Source organism: Janthinobacterium sp. GMG1 (genome assembly GCF_034427795.1).
GTDB lineage: Bacteria > Pseudomonadota > Gammaproteobacteria > Burkholderiales > Burkholderiaceae_D > Janthinobacterium.
The window spans coordinates 1-17,138 of sequence record NZ_JAXQNT010000017.1 but is presented as its reverse complement, the minus strand read 5'-3'; the positions used below and the strand labels follow the sequence as shown (position 1 = coordinate 17,138).

General features: G+C 60.8%; 12 protein-coding genes. 8 read left to right on the top strand and 4 right to left on the bottom strand.

From position 1 onward, the window contains the following. Positions 1 to 31 precede the first annotated feature (31 nt). The 6 genes from SJI03_RS27625 (at position 32) to SJI03_RS27600 (ending at position 6,709) form a co-directional block, all read left to right on the top strand. Positions 32 to 436 carry a MerR family transcriptional regulator gene (locus SJI03_RS27625; RefSeq protein WP_099379188.1) on the top strand — a complete coding sequence of 135 codons (405 nt, stop codon included), beginning with the start codon at positions 32 to 34 and terminating at the stop codon, positions 434 to 436. Positions 437 to 560: 124 nt separating this feature from the next. Then, positions 561 to 1,745, top strand: a complete 1,185-nt coding sequence (locus SJI03_RS27620) for an isovaleryl-CoA dehydrogenase (RefSeq protein WP_086137446.1) — start codon at positions 561 to 563, stop codon at positions 1,743 to 1,745. 53 nt (positions 1,746 to 1,798) lie between these two features. Then, positions 1,799 to 3,598 (top strand): bifunctional isocitrate dehydrogenase kinase/phosphatase, encoded by a 1,800-nt coding sequence (gene aceK, locus SJI03_RS27615; RefSeq protein WP_322429311.1) that lies wholly within the window; start codon positions 1,799 to 1,801, stop codon positions 3,596 to 3,598. Continuing rightward, positions 3,595 to 4,791, top strand: coding sequence for an acetyl-CoA C-acyltransferase (locus SJI03_RS27610; RefSeq protein ID WP_099379186.1), 1,197 nt, complete (start codon positions 3,595 to 3,597; stop codon positions 4,789 to 4,791). Before aceK ends, SJI03_RS27610 begins: the two co-directional genes overlap by 4 nt. 83 nt (positions 4,792 to 4,874) lie before the next feature. After that, positions 4,875 to 5,543, top strand: coding sequence for an SDR family oxidoreductase (locus tag SJI03_RS27605; RefSeq protein ID WP_219311988.1), 669 nt, complete (start codon positions 4,875 to 4,877; stop codon positions 5,541 to 5,543). A gap of 38 nt (positions 5,544 to 5,581) precedes the next feature. Further along, a complete protein-coding gene (locus SJI03_RS27600; RefSeq protein WP_099379184.1) occupies positions 5,582 to 6,709 on the top strand; it encodes an acyl-CoA dehydrogenase family protein in 1,128 nt (375 codons plus the stop codon). A 464-nt stretch (positions 6,710 to 7,173) separates the two neighbouring features. Here the strand turns inward: SJI03_RS27600 and SJI03_RS27595 are convergent, their stop codons facing one another. The 4 genes from SJI03_RS27595 to SJI03_RS27580 all read right to left on the bottom strand — a co-directional run bounded on the left by SJI03_RS27595 (position 7,174) and on the right by SJI03_RS27580 (position 14,098). Then, positions 7,174 to 8,067, bottom strand: a complete 894-nt coding sequence (locus SJI03_RS27595; protein ID WP_099379183.1) for a YihY/virulence factor BrkB family protein — start codon at positions 8,065 to 8,067, stop codon at positions 7,174 to 7,176. Between the two features lie 85 nt (positions 8,068 to 8,152). Then, positions 8,153 to 9,232, bottom strand: a complete 1,080-nt coding sequence (locus SJI03_RS27590) for an LD-carboxypeptidase (RefSeq protein ID WP_322429310.1) — start codon at positions 9,230 to 9,232, stop codon at positions 8,153 to 8,155. 89 nt (positions 9,233 to 9,321) lie between these two features. Then, the gene (locus SJI03_RS27585; RefSeq protein ID WP_233516231.1) at positions 9,322 to 12,075 is read right to left on the bottom strand and encodes a TonB-dependent receptor; all 2,754 of its coding nucleotides are present in this window, start codon (positions 12,073 to 12,075) and stop codon (positions 9,322 to 9,324) included. A gap of 220 nt (positions 12,076 to 12,295) precedes the next feature. Continuing rightward, positions 12,296 to 14,098: an ABC transporter substrate-binding protein gene (locus tag SJI03_RS27580; protein ID WP_416208796.1), complete on the bottom strand. Its 1,803-nt coding sequence runs from the start codon at positions 14,096 to 14,098 to the stop codon at positions 12,296 to 12,298. A 217-nt stretch (positions 14,099 to 14,315) separates the two neighbouring features. Between SJI03_RS27580 and SJI03_RS27575 the strand changes: the two genes are divergently transcribed. Both SJI03_RS27575 and dacB read left to right on the top strand, forming a co-directional pair. Beyond that, positions 14,316 to 15,554, top strand: a complete 1,239-nt coding sequence (locus SJI03_RS27575) for a nucleoside recognition domain-containing protein (RefSeq protein ID WP_035823177.1) — start codon at positions 14,316 to 14,318, stop codon at positions 15,552 to 15,554. Between the two features lie 8 nt (positions 15,555 to 15,562). After that, positions 15,563 to 17,065, top strand: a complete 1,503-nt coding sequence (gene dacB / locus SJI03_RS27570) for a D-alanyl-D-alanine carboxypeptidase/D-alanyl-D-alanine-endopeptidase (RefSeq protein ID WP_322429308.1) — start codon at positions 15,563 to 15,565, stop codon at positions 17,063 to 17,065. The last annotated feature ends 73 nt before the right edge of the window (positions 17,066 to 17,138 follow it).

Sequence of the window (17,138 nt, the reverse complement as noted above, 5' to 3'; positions counted from 1 at the left end):
ACCACCCATGCAACCGATACCGCCCGCACCCATGACGACCTATACCATTACCGAACTGGCGCGGGAATTCGACATCACGGCGCGCGCCATCCGCTTCTATGAAGACCAGGGCTTGCTCAGTCCGAAACGCGAAGGCGCCGGCGGGCGCAGCCGCGTCTACACGCCGCGCGACCGCACCCGCCTGAAGCTGACCCTGCGCGGCAAGCGCCTGGGCCTGGCGCTGTCGGAAATCAAGAGCCTGGTCGACATGTACGAATCGCCGAAGGACACGCGCGCGCAGATGGACCGCTTCCTGGGCGTGCTGGCGCAGCACCGGCAGACCTTGGAACAGCAGCGCATCGATATCGAAATGGCGCTGGCGGAAATCAGCGCACATGAAGACGCTTGCGCGCGCATGCTGGCGGACTCGAACCTTGATAAGGCGCAAACAAACTAAAGGCGCAAGCAGCAGACCGCTGCCGCGCATCGGTTGACGTTTACGTAAACGTCACAACTGAGTATCATAGCTTCACTGACCCGGCATCCATGACCGCCACACTTATAACGACGACGAGGACGACATGCTCCATCTCCCAGGCTTGACCTTTGACCACGGCGACGACATCGCCTCCCTGCGTGAAGCGATCCAACAATTCGCCGCCGCCGAAATCGCGCCGCGCGCGGCCGACATCGACCGCACGGACCAGTTCCCCATGGACCTGTGGCGCAAAATGGGCGACATGGGCTTGCTCGGCATCACCGTCAGCGAAGAGTACGGCGGCGCCGGCATGGGTTACCTGGCGCACATCATCGCCATGGAAGAGATCTCGCGCGCCTCGGCTTCCGTCGGCCTGTCCTACGGCGCCCACTCGAACCTGTGCGTGAACCAGATCAAGCGCAACGGCACGGCCGAGCAAAAAGCCAAGTACCTGCCGAAACTGATCACAGGCGAGCACATCGGCGCCCTGGCCATGTCGGAGCCGAACGCGGGCTCGGACGTCGTCAGCATGAAGCTGCGCGCCGACTTCAAGGGCGACCGCTGGGTCTTGAACGGCACCAAGATGTGGATCACCAACGGCCCCGACGCGGACGTGCTGGTGGTGTACGCGAAAAACGACCTGGAAGCGGGTCCGCGCGGCATGACGGCGTTCCTGATCGAAAAGAATTTCAAGGGCTTCTCCATCGCGCAAAAGCTCGACAAGCTGGGCATGCGCGGTTCGCACACGGGCGAACTGGTGTTCCAGGATTGCGAAGTGCCGGCCGAAAACGTGCTGGGCGGCCTGGGCAAGGGCGTCAACGTGCTGATGTCGGGCCTCGATTTCGAGCGCACCGTGCTGTCCGGCGGCCCGCTGGGCATCATGCAGGCCTGCATGGACCTGGTCGTGCCTTACGTGCATGACCGCAAGCAATTCGGCCAGCCCATTGGCGAATTCCAATTGATGCAAGGTAAGCTGGCCGATATGTATTCGACCATGATGGCGTGCAAGGCCTATGTCTACGCCGTGGGCCAGGCCTGCGACCGCGCCACCACGCCGGAAGCCGTGCGCCAGTTGCGCAAGGATGCGGCCGGCGCCATTCTGTATAGTGCAGAGAAAGCGACCTGGATGGCGGGCGAAGCGATCCAGGCCCTGGGCGGCAACGGCTACATCAACGAGTATCCGGCCGGCCGTCTGTGGCGCGATGCCAAGCTGTATGAAATCGGCGCCGGGACCAGCGAAATCCGCCGCATGCTGATAGGCCGCGAACTGTTTGCGGAAACCAAGTAAGCACGGGCGCGCGACGATCGACTGGGTGATGAGCCATTCATGCGAGCACAACTATGACGCACATTGCCTTCCCCAAATTGCTCTCTTCCCAGATTGCATTCGATATCGCGCGCACCATCCGCGACGGCTTCGACAAGCATTACCGTTTGTTCCGCGAAACCAGCCGGCAAGCCAAGCAGTATTTCGAGCAAGGCGTCTGGAGCGCGGCACAGACGGCAGCCCGCGAACGCATCGACTTTTATGACAAGCGCGTGCAGGAATGCGTGCAGATGCTCGAAGATGAGTACGAAGAGTCGGAGTTGAGCGATGAAGTGTGGCGCGAACTGAAGCTGCACTACATCGGCATGCTGACGGAACACAAGCAGCCGGAACTGGCGGAAACCTTCTTCAATTCCGTCTGCTGCAACATCCTGCACCGCACATATTTCAATAACGACTATATTTTCGTGCGTCCCGTCGTTTCCACGGAATACATCGAAACGCAAGATCCGGCCCCCACCTACCGCGTGTATTACCCGGGCAAGGATGGCTTGCGCCACACCTTGACGCGCATGGTGAGCAACTTCCAGCTGAACTGCGCCTTTGCCAACCTCGAGCGTGACGTGGCACAAGTGGAAGCGCGTCTGCAACAGCTGTTCGGCGGCGACCGGCTCGAACCGAACCACCAGATCCAGGTCCTGACCAGCTTGTTTTACCGCAACAAGGGCGCCTATCTGGTCGGCAAGGGCATCAACGGCAACCGCGAATACCCGTTTGTCGTGCCGATCCTGCACAACCGTCACGGCAAGCTTGTGCTCGACACGGTGCTGTTCGAGCAGCAGCAGATCGCCGTGCTGTTTTCATTTACGCGCGCGTATTTCCTGGTCGATATGGAAGTGCCGTCGGCCTATGTGCAATTCCTGCGCAGTTTGCTGCCGCGCAAACCGCGCAGCGAAATCTATACGATATTGGGCTTGCAGAAACAGGGCAAGACCTTGTTTTACCGCGACTACCTGCAGCACCTGAAACATTCGTCGGACCACTTTGAAAGCGCGCCTGGCATCCGTGGCCTGGTGATGCTGGTGTTTGCCCTGCCCTCGTTTCCGTATGTCTTCAAGGTCATCAAGGATTTCTTTCCGCCCCCCAAGGAAACCACGCGCGCGCAAGTCCAGCAAAAGTATTTGCTGGTGAAACACCACGACCGGGTGGGGCGCATGGCCGACACGCTCGAGTATTCCAACGTGGCCTTTCCCCGCGCCCGTTTTGCCGAAGAACTGCTGGCCGAGTTGAAACAGTTCGCCCCTTCGCTGATCGAAGAAGACCACGAGCAGATCATCATCCGCCACCTGTACATCGAGCGGCGCATGGTGCCGCTGAACATGTGGCTGAGCAATGCCGAGAAGGAAGGCCGCGATGACCTGGTCGAACACGCCATCGTCGAGTACGGCAACGCCATCAAGGAATTGGTGGCGGCGAATATTTTTCCCGGCGACATGCTGTATAAAAACTTTGGCGTGACCCGTCATCAGCGTGTCGTTTTTTACGATTACGATGAAATCGAGTACATCACCGATTGCCGGTTCCGCGTCATCCCGCAAGCCCGCACGGAGGAAGAAGAAATGTCGGCCGAACCGTGGTATCCCATCGGCAAGCACGATGTGTTTCCCGAACAATTCGGCACCTTCCTACTGGGCAATCCCCGCATCCGCCGCTATTTCATGCAGCACCATGCCGACCTGCTGACGGCGCAATATTGGCAGGCGCGCAAGCAGCGCATCGAAGACGGCCATATCGAGGACGTCTTCCCTTATCCGCAGCACCTGCGTTTTTGTATGCAGTCACCATCCCCACCTTTAACCGGAGATCCAACATGAATGATCCAGTCGTAATCGTCGGTGCCGCACGCACCCCCATGGGCGCCTTCCAGGGCGACTTTGCCAACGTCACCGCCAGCGACCTGGGCGCCGTGGCCATCCGCGCCGCCGTCGAACGGGCCGGCGTGGCGCCGGATGCCGTGGAACACGTGTTTTTCGGCAATTGCCTGATGGCTGGCCAGGGCCAGGCGCCCGCGCGCCAGGCCTTGCGCAAGGCGGGCTTGCCCGATTCCACGGGCGCCGTGACCCTGTCGAAAATGTGCGGCTCGGCCATGCAGACGACCATGTTCGCGCATGACACCTTGCTCGCCGGCAGCGCCGACGTGGTGGTGGCGGGCGGCATGGAATCGATGACCAACGCCCCCTATCTGGTGCCGAAGGCGCGCGGCGGCTACCGCATCGGCCACGGCATGATCTATGACCACATGATGATGGATGGTCTGGAAGACGCCTACAGCCGCGATGAAAAGGGCAATGCCCGCTCGATGGGCACGTTTGCCGAAGAGTGCGCCAGCCAGTACCAATTCACGCGCGAAGCGCAGGATGCGTTTGCCATCGAATCCGTGAAACGCGCGCAAGCGGCCACCAAGGATGGCAGTTTCGAATGGGAAATCGTGCCCGTGACCGTTTCCGGCCGCGGCGGCGACACCATCGTCAGCATCGATGAAGGCCCGCAAAAAGCCCGCCTGGAAAAAATCCCGACCTTGAAAGCGGCGTTCAAGAAGGATGGCACCATCACGGCCGCCTCGTCGTCGTCGATCAACGATGGCGCGGCCGCCCTCGTGCTGATGCGCGAATCGACGGCGAAAAAACTCGGTTGCACCGTCATCGCGAAAATCCACGGCCATGCCACGCACGCGCAGGCGCCAAACGAATTCACCACGGCCCCCATCGGCGCGGTGAAAAAGCTGTACGCCAAGACGGGCTGGAGCAGCAGCAATGTCGACTTGTTCGAGATCAATGAAGCGTTCGCCGCCGTGCCGATGGCCGCCATGCACGACCTCGACATTCCGCACAGCAAGATCAACATCCACGGCGGCGCGTGCGCGCTGGGCCACCCGATCGGCGCCTCGGGCGCGCGCATCATCGTCACCCTGCTGGGTGCCTTGAAGAAAACCGGCGGCAAGCGCGGCGTGGCGGCCCTGTGCATCGGCGGCGGCGAAGCGACGGCGATGGCGATCGAACTGGTATAAGCTGCGCTGTTGACGACAGGCGCGCGCGGCGTGGTCACGTTCGCTGCGCGCCTTTTCATTGATTTCACCCAGGGAGAAAAGACATGCCTACCGCATTGATCATCGGCGCCTCGCGCGGCATCGGCCACGAAATCGTCCGTCAATACCGCCACGATGGCTGGCGGGTGATCGCCACGGCGCGCACGCAAGACGCTTGCGACGCCCTCGCGCAACTGGGCGCGGAAGCGCACCAGCTCGACGTGACGGATGTGGAGGGCTGTGCCGGCCTGGGCTGGAAGCTCGACGATGAAAAACTCGACGTGGCCATTCTCAACGCGGGCGTGTACGGCCCCCGTCACGACGGTACCCCCACGCAAGAAGATTTCGATGCCGTCATGCACACGAACGTGCTGGCGGCCATGCGGCTGCTGCCGCTTCTGGCGCCGCTGGTGGCCAATGCCAAAGGCAAACTGGCCGTGCTGTCCTCGCACATGGGCTCCCTGAGCGAGCGGGGCAACCCCAGCGGTTCGCTGTACCGCGCCAGCAAGGCGGCCTTGAATTCCGTGCTGATCGACACGTCCCTCGTGTACGGCCCGCAAGGCGTCAGCTGCGTCGCCTTCCACCCGGGCTGGGTGCGCACGGACATGGGCGGCGCCGGCGCCGATATTTCACCCGAGCAAAGCGCTGCCGGCATCCGCGCCACCCTGGCCAGCCTGCCGGCCACGGACAAGGCCGTGTTCCGCAACTATGATGGCAAGCCCATCGCCTGGTAATTCCTGCCTCCACTATAAAAAATACGAGACGACGTCCCATGATACTCAATGAAGAACAATCAATGATCCAGGAAGCGCTGCGCAGTTTTTCGCGCGAGCGCCTGGCGCCCAACGCGGCCCGCTGGGACAAGGAACATCATTTCCCGAAAGAAGAATTGCAGGAACTGGCCGCGCTGGGCGCCTTTGGCGTGGCCGTGCCGGAAGCGCTCGGTGGCGCCGGCCTCGATTACGTGTCGCTGGCCCTGGTGCTGGAAGAAATTGCCGCCGGTGACGGCGGCACGTCGACCATCATTTCCGTGAATAATTGCCCCGTGTGCAGCATCGCCATGATGTATGCCAACGACGCGCAAAAGGAACAATGGCTGCGCCCGCTGGCGCAAGGCACGATGCTTGGCGCGTTTTGCCTGACGGAACCGCACACGGGCAGCGACGCCTCGGCCCTGCGCACGACGGCCACGCTCGACGGCAATGAATACGTACTCAATGGCACCAAGCAGTTCATTACCAGCGGCAAGTATGCGGACGTGGCCATCGTCATGGCCGTCACCGACAAGGCGGCCGGCAAGCGCGGCATCAGCGCCTTCTGGGTGCCGACGAACACGCCAGGCTACATTGTGGCGGGACTGGAACAGAAGATGGGTCAGCATTCGTCGGACACGGCGCAAATCCTGTTCGACAACTGCCGCATCCCGGCGGCAAATCTGATTGGCGAAGAAGGGCAAGGCTACAAGATCGCCCTGTCCGGCCTGGAAGGCGGACGCATCGGCATCGCGTCGCAAGCCGTGGGCATGGCGCGCGCCGCGTATGAAGCGGCCCTGAGTTATGCGCGCGAGCGCGAAAGCTTCGGCAAACCCATCTATGAACACCAGGCCGTGCAATTCCGCCTGGCCGACATGGCCACGCAGATCGAAGCAGCGCGCCAGCTGATCCGCCACGCAGCATCGATGAAGGATGCGGGCTTGCCGTGCTTGAAGGAAGCGGCCATGGCCAAGCTGTTTGCGTCGGAAATGGCGGAAAAAGTGTGCTCGGACGCCATCCAGGTGCACGGCGGCTACGGTTATGTGTCCGATTTCCCCGTCGAGCGCATCTACCGCGACGTACGCGTGTGCCAGATTTATGAGGGAACCAGCGATATTCAGAAAATTCTTATCGCCAGAGCCTTGTAAAAATATCTAGAAGTAGCGGTCTCAGCGCTTTTAGAAACCGTAGCGAGCAAGCCCGCTATCGGATTGAGTAACGCAGCCGTACTTCGGTACGGCGAGTAACGCCAATTCGATAGCGGGCTGCGCAGTAGGTTTATAAACGCGCCCACCAGACGAAAAAAAAGCCCGCTAGCGCGGGCTTCGTTCCAATGTATTACCAATGCTTTAATCGTGTCATGGACGCCAGTGCTATCTGCAAAGTGCCTCCTGATTTTCGGACTCCCATGCTATCTGCATGGTGACTCCAAGTGTAAATCGACCATCGTATCCGGAATTACAAAATCCATTTCTTCGCACTGTCACGCCATCGACATTACACCTGTCGGTCGCCGCGCTGAAACTGGATGGTGAGATGATTTGCTGCCAAATCTCAATCACTGAACGGAGTATATCACAGATTTTTTGTGCGGTGCAATAAATATTTAAAATCAAGTCCTTAGCGCCAGCGGCTTGTCCTCTTGCCCGCCACGCGCCACCCTTTCGTACTCGGAAATCACTTGCGCGCCCAGCAGCAGCAAGGTGGCGCCGATTTCCAGGCTGAACATGACGACGATGGCTGTCGTCATCGAACCATACACGACATTGACCTGTGACAAGGTGGAGAAATACCAGACCAGCACGTGACGGGCGATTTCCCACAGCAAGGCCGCCGTCACGCCGCCGATCAGCGCATGCGTAATCGATAATCGTCCCACCGGCATGACCAGGTAAATCGAGCTGAGCACCAGGATTTCGCCCGCCAGTCCCAGCAGATACAGCAGCACGCCGGACACGCCTTCCAGGCCCCAGTCGTGGCGCAGGAAGCGCACGCTTTCCTCGCCCATCACTTGCAGGCTGCCCGCCACCAGGGTGATCAGCAAGATCCCCACGCCCAGGCACAGGATGTAGCAATACGGCAGCACGGCGGAAATGAGGAAATGGCGGCGGCGGATGGCCACGCGGTGAATAAAGATCACGCTCATGGCGTTTTCCAGCACGGTAAACGCCAACGAGCTGAAAAACAGCATGGTCAACAGCAACAGCCAGCCGATCACGCCCCGGTTGTTGAGGAAATGCGCGACCTCGGCCACGATGGCCTTCGATTGCCCCGGCACCAGCCATTCCAGGTAATGACCTATGGTTTGCAGCAATTCATCCTGCGCGATCACGTGCGACAGGGCCACCACCACCAGCATCAGCAGGGGCACGATGGACAGCAGCGAGTAATACGCGACGGCGCCCGCCAGCAGCAAGCCCTGGTTGGCGCGAAAAGCCTTCAGCACCTGCAGCACGAAGGCCAGCGGGTGGCTGAGGATGTAGGTACTGGCGTGGCGGTTGATCATATCGGGTGCGGTGAAGAAGGCGGCGCGGCCTCGTGCCACGCCTTATCACACTAGCATACTGACAATCACCCTGCTGCACCGTGCGCTAGCAGACGGCCGGCTCCAACAAGGTCAAGGTTTGCCGGTCCGCATCCAGAGTGGCAAGGATGCCCATCGGTATCGTGAACTGGTGGCGGATGTGGCCAAACGAATAGCCGCTGACGGCCGGCACCGTCAATGGCTGCAGATGCTGGTCCAGGGTGTCATTCAGGGTCAGCGCCGTGTCGCCCTCGGCCGCCTCGCAATGCTCGAAAATGCCCAGCATCAGCGCCGCCGCCTTGGAAAACCCCACGGACAGGTCGAGCTGACACAGCATGCGGTCGATGCGGTAAGGCACTTCATTGATTTCTTCGAGGAAAAGGATGTGCTCGCGGAAATCGGCCGCATACGGCGTGCCGGCCAGCGCGCTGACCAGGCACAGGTTGCCGCCCGTCAAGCGTCCCGTCGCCTGGCCGCCATGCACGGTGCGGATGGCGAAGTTCGGCTGCGTCTGCGCGCGGCGGTGGTTGTCCAGCGCCATCGGGATCGTGTAGCTGTCTTGCGGTGTCATCAGCACGTTGCGCAGCTGCGTCACCGTGTAGTCGGAAAACGTGGACGAGGCCACGGGACCGTGGAACGTCACCAGGCCCGTCTGGCGGCCGATGGCCAGGTGCAGGGCCGTGATGTCGGAATAGCCGATCAGCACTTTCGGGTTACGCTGGATCAAGGCGTAATCGAGCAGCGCCAGCAGTGAAATGCAGCCGGAGCCACCGCGGATGGCCCAGATGGCCTTGACTTCCGGGTCGCGGAACGCGGCGTGCAGGTCGTCCAGACGCTGCTGCACCGTGCCCGCATAGTTGCCGTGCACGGCGCGAATATTCGCGCCCAGGCTGGAACGCAGTCCCAGCGATTCGATATTGCGCTGGGCCTTGGCAATGGACTCCTCATCCGTAAAGCCGCCCGGTGCGATGATGGCGACCAGGTCGCCGTCGCGCAGGCGCGCCGGTTTGATCAATGCGTGTGGCTGTTGCATGCGTTTGCCCTTCCCTTGCGTGGCCGCCGCCCACGCCGGTGTGCCTGCCGCCCCGAAGCTGGCGGCCAGCAAGCCGCCGAAGCGGCGCCGGCTGAGATTGGTCTGACTGGACATGCGGCCCTTTCCTGAAATAAAAAACGGCGACGCCAGGCGCCGCCGCACGAGGTTAGCATGCCAGCGGGATCACCGCCGGCATGGCCGCCTTACATGAACTTGTACTTCAGCTGGAACGACAGCGAACGGCCGCGTGGATCGGCCACGCGCGGGTCCCAGCCAGCGCCCACCACTTCATCCACGTTGTGCGCGGTGAACGGCGGATCGCGGTCGAACAGGTTCTGGATGCCCACGGTAATCGTCGTATTTTTGAAGCCCGTGTACGTGCCCGACAAGTTATACGTGGTGTAGCTGGACACATCCGGCTTGAAGCCCGGCGGCGGCGCGCCCTTGCCGCCATTCGGCACCTGATCCTTGTAGCCGGAAGCAAAACTCTGGATCAGCAAGCCGCTCCAGTCGCCGCGCGACACGCCGAAGCTGGCGTTGTGTTTCCAGCGCAGGTACAGATCGCGCGTATAGAATTTGCCGACCAGTTCCTGGTATTCCTGGCCTTGATATTCCGCAAACTTGAAGCTGTCCATATACGTGCCGTCCAGGGTCGCCGTCCATTTCGCGTCCCGGACCTTGCCTTCGCCACGCAAGCCCACGTCCAGGCCACGCACGCGGCTGCCTGCCGCATTGATCCAGCCCGCCTGCACGTACTCGATGGTACCGTCCGGATTGCGGTGGATGTACTGGTTCAGCGCCTGGTAGTTGGTCAGCACGATTTGCGGCGTGCGGTTCAGGATGCGATCCTTGGTATTGATGGCCCAGTAGTCGAACGAGGCCGAATAGCCCTTGAATGGTTCGATGACAAAACCGACGCTGCCCTGCTTCGACGTTTCCGGCTTCAGGTTGACATTGCCGCCCGTCTTGTAGTCGAGGCGGTCAATGGCGCAGTACTCGGGCACGCCCGGATGCTTGGCGCAGCCTTCCTGATCGATCACGCCGTTCGGCAATTCCTGGCTCAGCGAGCCGGAATACAGTTGCTGGAAGCTTGGCGCGAGGAAACCCTTGCTGGCCGAACCACGGAACAGCAGGAAATCGGTCGGCTGGTAGCGGAAGGCCACTTTCGGATTCGTCGTCGCGCCCACCAGACTGTAATCGTCACGGCGGATGGCCAGCTGCATTTCCAGGTCCTTCGTGACCGGCACCAGCAATTCGGCATACACGGCCTTGACGGTACGGCTGGCATCTTTCAATGCGGCATTGCCTGGCGCCAACAGGATCTGGATGGCGTCGACGTCTTGCCCGAAGCTGTAACCTTCGCGGCGCAAATCAAAACCGGCCGCCATGGCCAGCGCACCGGCCGGCAGCTGGAACAGCTCGCCCGAAACGGAACCGTCGATCTGCGTCAGGGTCGTCTTGCCATGCTGGAAGTCGCCCCGGAACTTGGTCGATTCGATCAATTGCTTGGCCGCTTCCGTCTGGCTCTGGCCGGCGCCCACCCATGGATTGATGATGCCGCTGGCCAGTGCCGCGTACAACTTGTCCGTGTAGGAATAGCCATCCGTCAGCTTGGTCTTGGTCGTGCTTTCGGCGCGAGAAATGCCAGCCTTGTAATCCCACTTGCCGAAGTTGCCTTCAAAGCCCACCAGCACGCGGGCATTGTCGGTCGTGTTTTCCTGCGTGCGGTTGCCCACGTCATTGGCGCGCCATTTGTAGGAAATCGGCTTGGTCTTGTCGAATGAGGGGATGTAGGCCGACAGATCCTGGTAATACGCGCCGCCGACCGGATACAAATTCTTGTTGGCAACGGTCGCCTGCACCTGCATCGGCGTCAAAATCGCCGTGGCCTTGGTACGCGAACCGAGCACTTCGACAAACATGCGGTGGTCGGGCGCCAGCTGGAAAGTGCCTCGCGACAACAGATTGGCCCGTTCAACGGGGAATTGCAGCACATAGTCGGCGCCATAGTCATAGGCGCAGGAATACTTGGTGCGCAGCGGCGAGGTCACGTCTTTCCACAGCTCCGTCTGGTACTGCGACATGCCAGCGATGCTGTCGCACTTGCCCTGGAAGCTCAGCGGATTGGCTTGCAGGTATTTATTCGCGTCGCCAGGCAGCTGGAACGAGGCGCCCAGCGCCGTGCCGGCACCCGCCATCTGGTTGGCGAACGGCGTGCCCGTGGTATCGGGCGACAAGCCACGGCCCGGCTGGTAGCCGTTGACGAAGGAGCGGTCGCTGCCGTTCAGGCGCTGCGCCTTGTCGACAGTCAGGCTGGCCATGATGTTATAGCGATCGCTTTCCAGCGAGCCCGTGCCGGCCAGCAGCGAAGCGCGGCGCGTGGCGCCGCCGCCTGCCTGCGTATCGTTGGTGGAAACGGACGCTTCCACGCCGCTGTAATTGGTTTTCAGAATGAAATTGATCACGCCGCCGATGGCATCCGTGCCGTAGATGGCCGAGGCGCCATCCTTGAGGATTTCCACGCGCGAAATCGCACCCAGCGGAATGGAGTTCAGGTCGACCGACTTGCCGCTGGCGCCGTGCGTGGCGATGCGGCGGCCGTTCAACAGCACCAGGGTGCTCGACGGTCCCAGGCCGCGCAGCGAGGCGAACGAAGCGCCGCCGCTGACACGGTCGGCATCGGCGCCAAAGACGTTATTGCCCGAAGTCATGTTATCGGCGCCCGTGCCGTTTGCCGACAGGGTGCGCACCAGTTGCTCGGTCGTCGTGATGCCCTGCTTTTCGATCTGTTCAAACGAAATGACTTGCACCGGCAGCGCGCCTTCCTTGGCGACGCGTTTGATGCTGCTGCCCGTGACTTCGACCCGTTGCATTGCTGGCGCCGCCGCTTCCTGTGCCATCACTGGCCCCACCACCCCCATCAATGCCACCAATTGCGCTAGCTTCTTCAATTTCACGGGTCTCTCCTTTATTTGGGCAATCGAAACTTGAGTTCTCAAGTCAGGCTGTTTTTTTCACGTCGCAACTGTCTGTCTCGCAGTACATTTTTTTATGACATTTGCGCATGACTTTATTTGTTTTCATTTTCAGAGTAGCGCGATGCATCCGGGCCCAGCCAATGAAAAATGCTTTCCTAACCATAACTTTTTGGAATGAATGCCCTTTTCAGCGACATGGTCACTTGCCTGCGGGGCTACCCTTGTGCATATCGACGTCCAGATAGCGCCAGGACGTGAATTCCACGGGGTGGCGCCTGTAGTTTTTTAGCCACGGTTGCTGCAGGTCGGCAGAGATGGGATGCGTCAGCAACACCCACGGCGTGTAAGCGTGGATCAGCTGAAACAGGTCGAAGTACAGACTGCGTCGGCGCGGCGTATCGGATAGCAGGCGCGCCTCCTCATAGCGTTTATTGTAATCGGGCAAGTTGAAGCGGGCATAGTTGGCGCGGCCAACGTTGCCGCCGTACAACAATTGCATAAAGTTATCGCCATCGGGGAAGTCGGCGATCCAGTTGGTCTCGAACATCTGCACCTTGCCCAGGCGCGAGGCCTTGATGATTTCCGTCTTCTTGTCGCTTTTAAATTCCACGCGCACGCCGATGGCATTCAGGTTGCGCCGCCACAATTCGTCACGTAAGCGTCCCACCGTGCTCGGCTCCGTATGCATGGTAAGGATCAAGGGCGTGCCGTCCGGCTGGGTGCGGAAGCCATCGGGCCCTGCCTTGTAGCCGAAGCGCTCCAGCAAGGCGCGCGCCAGCACGGGATCGTAGCCGACGGGGCTGCGGTAGCTCTTGTCGTAACCGAGCACATTCGGCGGCAGCGGCGATTGCGCCGGCAAGGCCAGTCCCTTTTTTAATAATGCGATGTCTTCGCGGCTGTTGTAGCTGAGGGCGATGGCGCGCCGCAGGGCCAGCTTGTCCTTGCTCGTGCCGCCCAGCACGGGGTCGTCCATATTCATCCACATGTAATACGTCTGCAGCACGGGAAAGCGCGTCAGTTGCAAGCCCTTGGCGGCCAGCGCCGGCTTCAGCGCGCCATTTTCCAGCACCATGTCCGTCATCGATTCGGGTACTTGCTCCAAGTAATCAAATTCGCCTTTCAAGAATCCCAGCATGCGCGATTGATATTCTTCAACGATGCGCACCTCGATGCACCCGATCAGGGGCAGACGCTGGCCTTCCAGTGCGGTGGCGATGGCGCGCGCGTCCGGCGGCAAGGCGGCCAGCGCCTTGGTTTCCGTATGGAACACAGTGGGACGGAAAGTCGGATTGGCCTGCAGCACGATCTTGTCGCTGCGCTTCCACTCCTTCACGAGGAACGGCCCCGTGCCCACGGGGTGATTACCGATCTGTCCTGCCGCCGGGTACGCTTCAGCCACTTCGCGCGCCACCACCGCTGTCGCCGGCATGGCCAGGTAAAACAGGAAGTTCGGGTCGACGCCGTTCAGGCGGATGCGCAGGGTGTATTTGTCCAGCGCCTGCAAGCCGGCGATCGGCGTGTCGTAGCTGAATTTTGTTTTCAGGGCCGCATCGCCCACCAGCTTGTCTTCCAGCAAGAACAGCCACGGCGACTTCAGGCTGGGGTCATACAGCCGTGTCAGGCTGTAGACATAATCCTGCGCCGTCACTTCGCGCGGCTGGCCCTTGAAGGCGGGATCGGGCGTAAAAAAGATACCTGGCTGCAAGTGAAAAATATACGTGCGCCCGCCATCTTCCACGGTGGGCAAGCCGCGCGCCGTATTGCCCTGCAACTGCACCGGGCGCGCCAGGTAGTCATAGCGCAGCAGCGGATCGAAGATGTTTTCCATCAAGTTCAGGCTGGCCAGGTCGGACGCCACGGCCGGGTCCAGGCCCGTCTCGCTAGTGCTGAGAAACAAGTGCAAGGTTTTATTCGCGCGGGCATCGGTGGCGGCGTGGGCCGCTACAGTGAACAGCGTCAACAAGGCCAGTCCGGCGGCGCAGGCGGTTTTGCGTAAAAACATCATCAGTGATCCAGTGCAGACAAAGGTAAGGAACAGCGGTAAGCAACAGGCATGCCCCACACTACGCGGGCAAGCGACGGGGCGCCAATGAAAACAGGCTGCCAGCTTATAACTTTTTGGCATGCGATTGCTGCATTCTTTCATCAACTCGTATCGGGCTGCCCCTATACTTTGTTTGCAGACATTTTTCACTCCCGACACACAGAACTGATCGCATATGGCACTTAATTACATCTGGTCCGGCTTTTTCCTCGTTGGCTTCCTGGCCGCAGTGCTGCAGTGGCTGTTTCTCGGCGATACCGATATCTTCAAACGCATCATCGACGGCACCTTCGAGACGGCGCGCATGGGCGTGATGGATATCGCCCTGCCGCTGGCCGGCGTGATGACCTTGTGGCTCGGCATCATGAACATCGGTGAAAAGGCGGGCATCGTCGGCTGGCTGGCGAAAGTCATCGCACCGTTCTTTTCGCGTATCTTCCCGGAAATTCCGAAAGACCATCCCGCGACGGGCCACATGGTGATGAATTTCTCGGCCAACCTGCTGGGCCTGGACAATGCGGCCACGCCGTTCGGTCTCAAAGCCATGGAAAGCCTGCAAACCTTGAATCCGAACAAGGAAGAGGCGACGAATGCGCAAATCATGTTTCTGGTGCTGCACACCTCGGGCCTGACCCTGATTCCACTGGCCATCATGGCGCAGCGCTCCATCCTCGGCGCGGCCGACCCGTCCGACATCTTTATCCCCTGCATGATCGCCACCTATGTGGCCACCGTGGTCGGCATCATTACGGTGTCCATCAAGCAACGCATCAACTTGCTCAACCGGGTCGTGCTGGGCTGGATGGGCGGCATGACGAGCGCCATCGTCGCCATGATCTGGTACTTCACGCAATACCTGACGAAGCAGGAAATCGAGCTGGTCTCCAAGGTGGTCAGCAACCTGGTGTTGATCAGCGTCATCGCCATTTTCATCATCGGCGCCCTGCGCAAGAAGGTGAACGTGTATGACGCCTTCATCGAGGGGGCGAAAGGCGGCATCCAGACGTCAATTACCGTGATTCCCTACCTGGTCGGCATGCTGGTGGCCATCAGCGTGATCCGCAACGCGGGCGTGTTCAATTTCCTGATGAGCGGCATGAACTGGTTCTTCGCCAACCTGGGCATCAATACGGACTTCGTGCCGGCCCTGCCGACGGCCATGATGAAGCCGCTCAGCGGCTCCGGCTCGAAAGCCATGATGATCGACGCCATGAATACCTACGGCGTCGACTCCTTCGTCGGCCGCCTGGCCTGCGTCTTCCAGGGCTCGGCCGACACCACCTTCTATATCGTGGCCCTGTACTTCGGTTCTGTCGGCATCCGCAAGACGCGCTATGCGATCACGGCAGGCCTGATCGCCGATCTGGCCGGCGTGATCACGGCCGTCTTTGTCGCCTACGTCTTTTTCCACTAAGGAGCACCATGTTACGTCCTGTTCTGATGGCTGCGCTGTTGGCGGGTCTTGGCCTGTCGACTGCCCACGCGCAATTGCCCGAATCCGTCAGCCTGCTGCTGCGCAGCGCGAATATCCCCGAAGACGCCATGGGCGCCATCGTCTTGCGCGGCAACACCACCGTGCTGTCGCATGGCGCCGAGCGCAGCATGCAACCGGCCTCCACCATGAAGCTGGTGACGACGGCCGTGGGCCTGGAGCAACTGGGCCCCATCTTCCGCGGCCGCACGGAGTTGCGCACCAGCGCCGACGTCATCAATGGCGTGCTGAAGGGCGACTTGATCCTGCGCGGCGGCGCCGACACGGATTTCAATGCGGACGTGCTGGCGCACATGCTGCAAACCCTGCGCAACCAGGGCATCGTGAAAATCAAGGGCGACCTGATCCTCGACCGCCAGTTGTTCCAGCCGGCCCGGCCCGATATCGGCGCAGCGCCGTTCGATGAATCGGCCGAATTCCGCTACAACGTCATTCCCGATGCCTTATTACTGAACACCAATCTGATCGATATCAACATCAGTGCGACGGAACGGCAATTGAACTTCCAGATGCAGCCGCCGCTCGAGAACGTCAGCATCACGAGCGACATGAAACTGGTCAAGGGCAGTTGCGCCAGATGGGAAGATGGCTGGCGCCCGCCCGAATACCGGCGCGATGCGAGCGGCAAGCTGCAGGTGATCTTGCACGGCACCTTCCCGCAAAATTGCAGCAAGGCCACCAGCATCAATGTGCTTGATCGCAACGATTATGCGGACCGCTTGTTCCGCGCCACCTGGAAACGCCTGGGCGGCACTATCACGGGCACGGTGCGCGAAGCGCCGGCAACTGGCTTGCCGCCGACGGCCGAACCGGTCGGTACGCGCATGCTGGCCGACCATGTGGCGCGCGCCTTGCCTGAAGTCTTGCGCGATATCAACAAGACATCGGATAACACCCTGGCCCGCACCCTGTTCCTGAGCCTGGGCAGCTTGCAAAGCGATGGCTGGCTGGGCAGTCGCCCCGTGGCCATGGCGGCGCCGGAAGACACGGCCACGCGCGCGCGGCTAGTCATCCAGGAATGGTTCCAGCGACACCATATCGACACCCAGGGCATGCTGGTCGACAACGGTTCCGGCTTGTCGCGCACAGGGCGCATTGCGCCAGCGCAAATGGCTGGCGTCTTGCAGGCGATGCAGCAAAGTCCGTGGGCGCCCGAGTTCCAGTCCAGCCTGCCCATCGTGGCGCTCGATGGCACCATGCGCAAGCGCCTGTTGAACAGTCCGGCCGCCGCGCGCGCCCGCATCAAGACGGGAACGTTAAAGAATGTGGTCGCCATCGCCGGCTACGTTCCCGACGCCAACAACCAGCTATGTGTGGTGGTCGCCATGATCAATAGCGACCTGGTGGGTAATGGCAACGGCCGCGCGGCCGTCGATGCGCTGATCGAGTGGGTGGCCAGGAGCGGCGTCACGCCGGTGGTGGCTGGCCAATAAAAAGGAAGTAAAGGTAGAAAGGCAGCGCACAGCGCTGCTTTTTTTCGCCTGTCTGTCTGACAAGACAAACCAC

Bases quoted from the DNA above. Each gene is read 5' to 3' on its own strand.
- SJI03_RS27620 (WP_086137446.1), top strand. From the start codon at position 561: ATGCTCCATCTCCCAGGCTTGACCTTTGACCACGGCGACGACATCGCC.
- SJI03_RS27600 (WP_099379184.1), top strand. From the start codon at position 5,582: ATGATACTCAATGAAGAACAATCAATGATCCAGGAAGCGCTGCGCAGT.
- aceK (WP_322429311.1), top strand. From the start codon at position 1,799: ATGACGCACATTGCCTTCCCCAAATTGCTCTCTTCCCAGATTGCATTC.
- SJI03_RS27595 (WP_099379183.1), bottom strand. From the start codon at position 8,067: ATGATCAACCGCCACGCCAGTACCTACATCCTCAGCCACCCGCTGGCC.
- SJI03_RS27625 (WP_099379188.1), top strand. From the start codon at position 32: ATGACGACCTATACCATTACCGAACTGGCGCGGGAATTCGACATCACG.
- SJI03_RS27575 (WP_035823177.1), top strand. From the start codon at position 14,316: ATGGCACTTAATTACATCTGGTCCGGCTTTTTCCTCGTTGGCTTCCTG.
- SJI03_RS27610 (WP_099379186.1), top strand. From the start codon at position 3,595: ATGAATGATCCAGTCGTAATCGTCGGTGCCGCACGCACCCCCATGGGC.
- SJI03_RS27590 (WP_322429310.1), bottom strand. From the start codon at position 9,232: ATGTCCAGTCAGACCAATCTCAGCCGGCGCCGCTTCGGCGGCTTGCTG.
- SJI03_RS27605 (WP_219311988.1), top strand. From the start codon at position 4,875: ATGCCTACCGCATTGATCATCGGCGCCTCGCGCGGCATCGGCCACGAA.
- dacB (WP_322429308.1), top strand. From the start codon at position 15,563: ATGTTACGTCCTGTTCTGATGGCTGCGCTGTTGGCGGGTCTTGGCCTG.
- SJI03_RS27580 (WP_416208796.1), bottom strand. From the start codon at position 14,098: ATGTTTTTACGCAAAACCGCCTGCGCCGCCGGACTGGCCTTGTTGACG.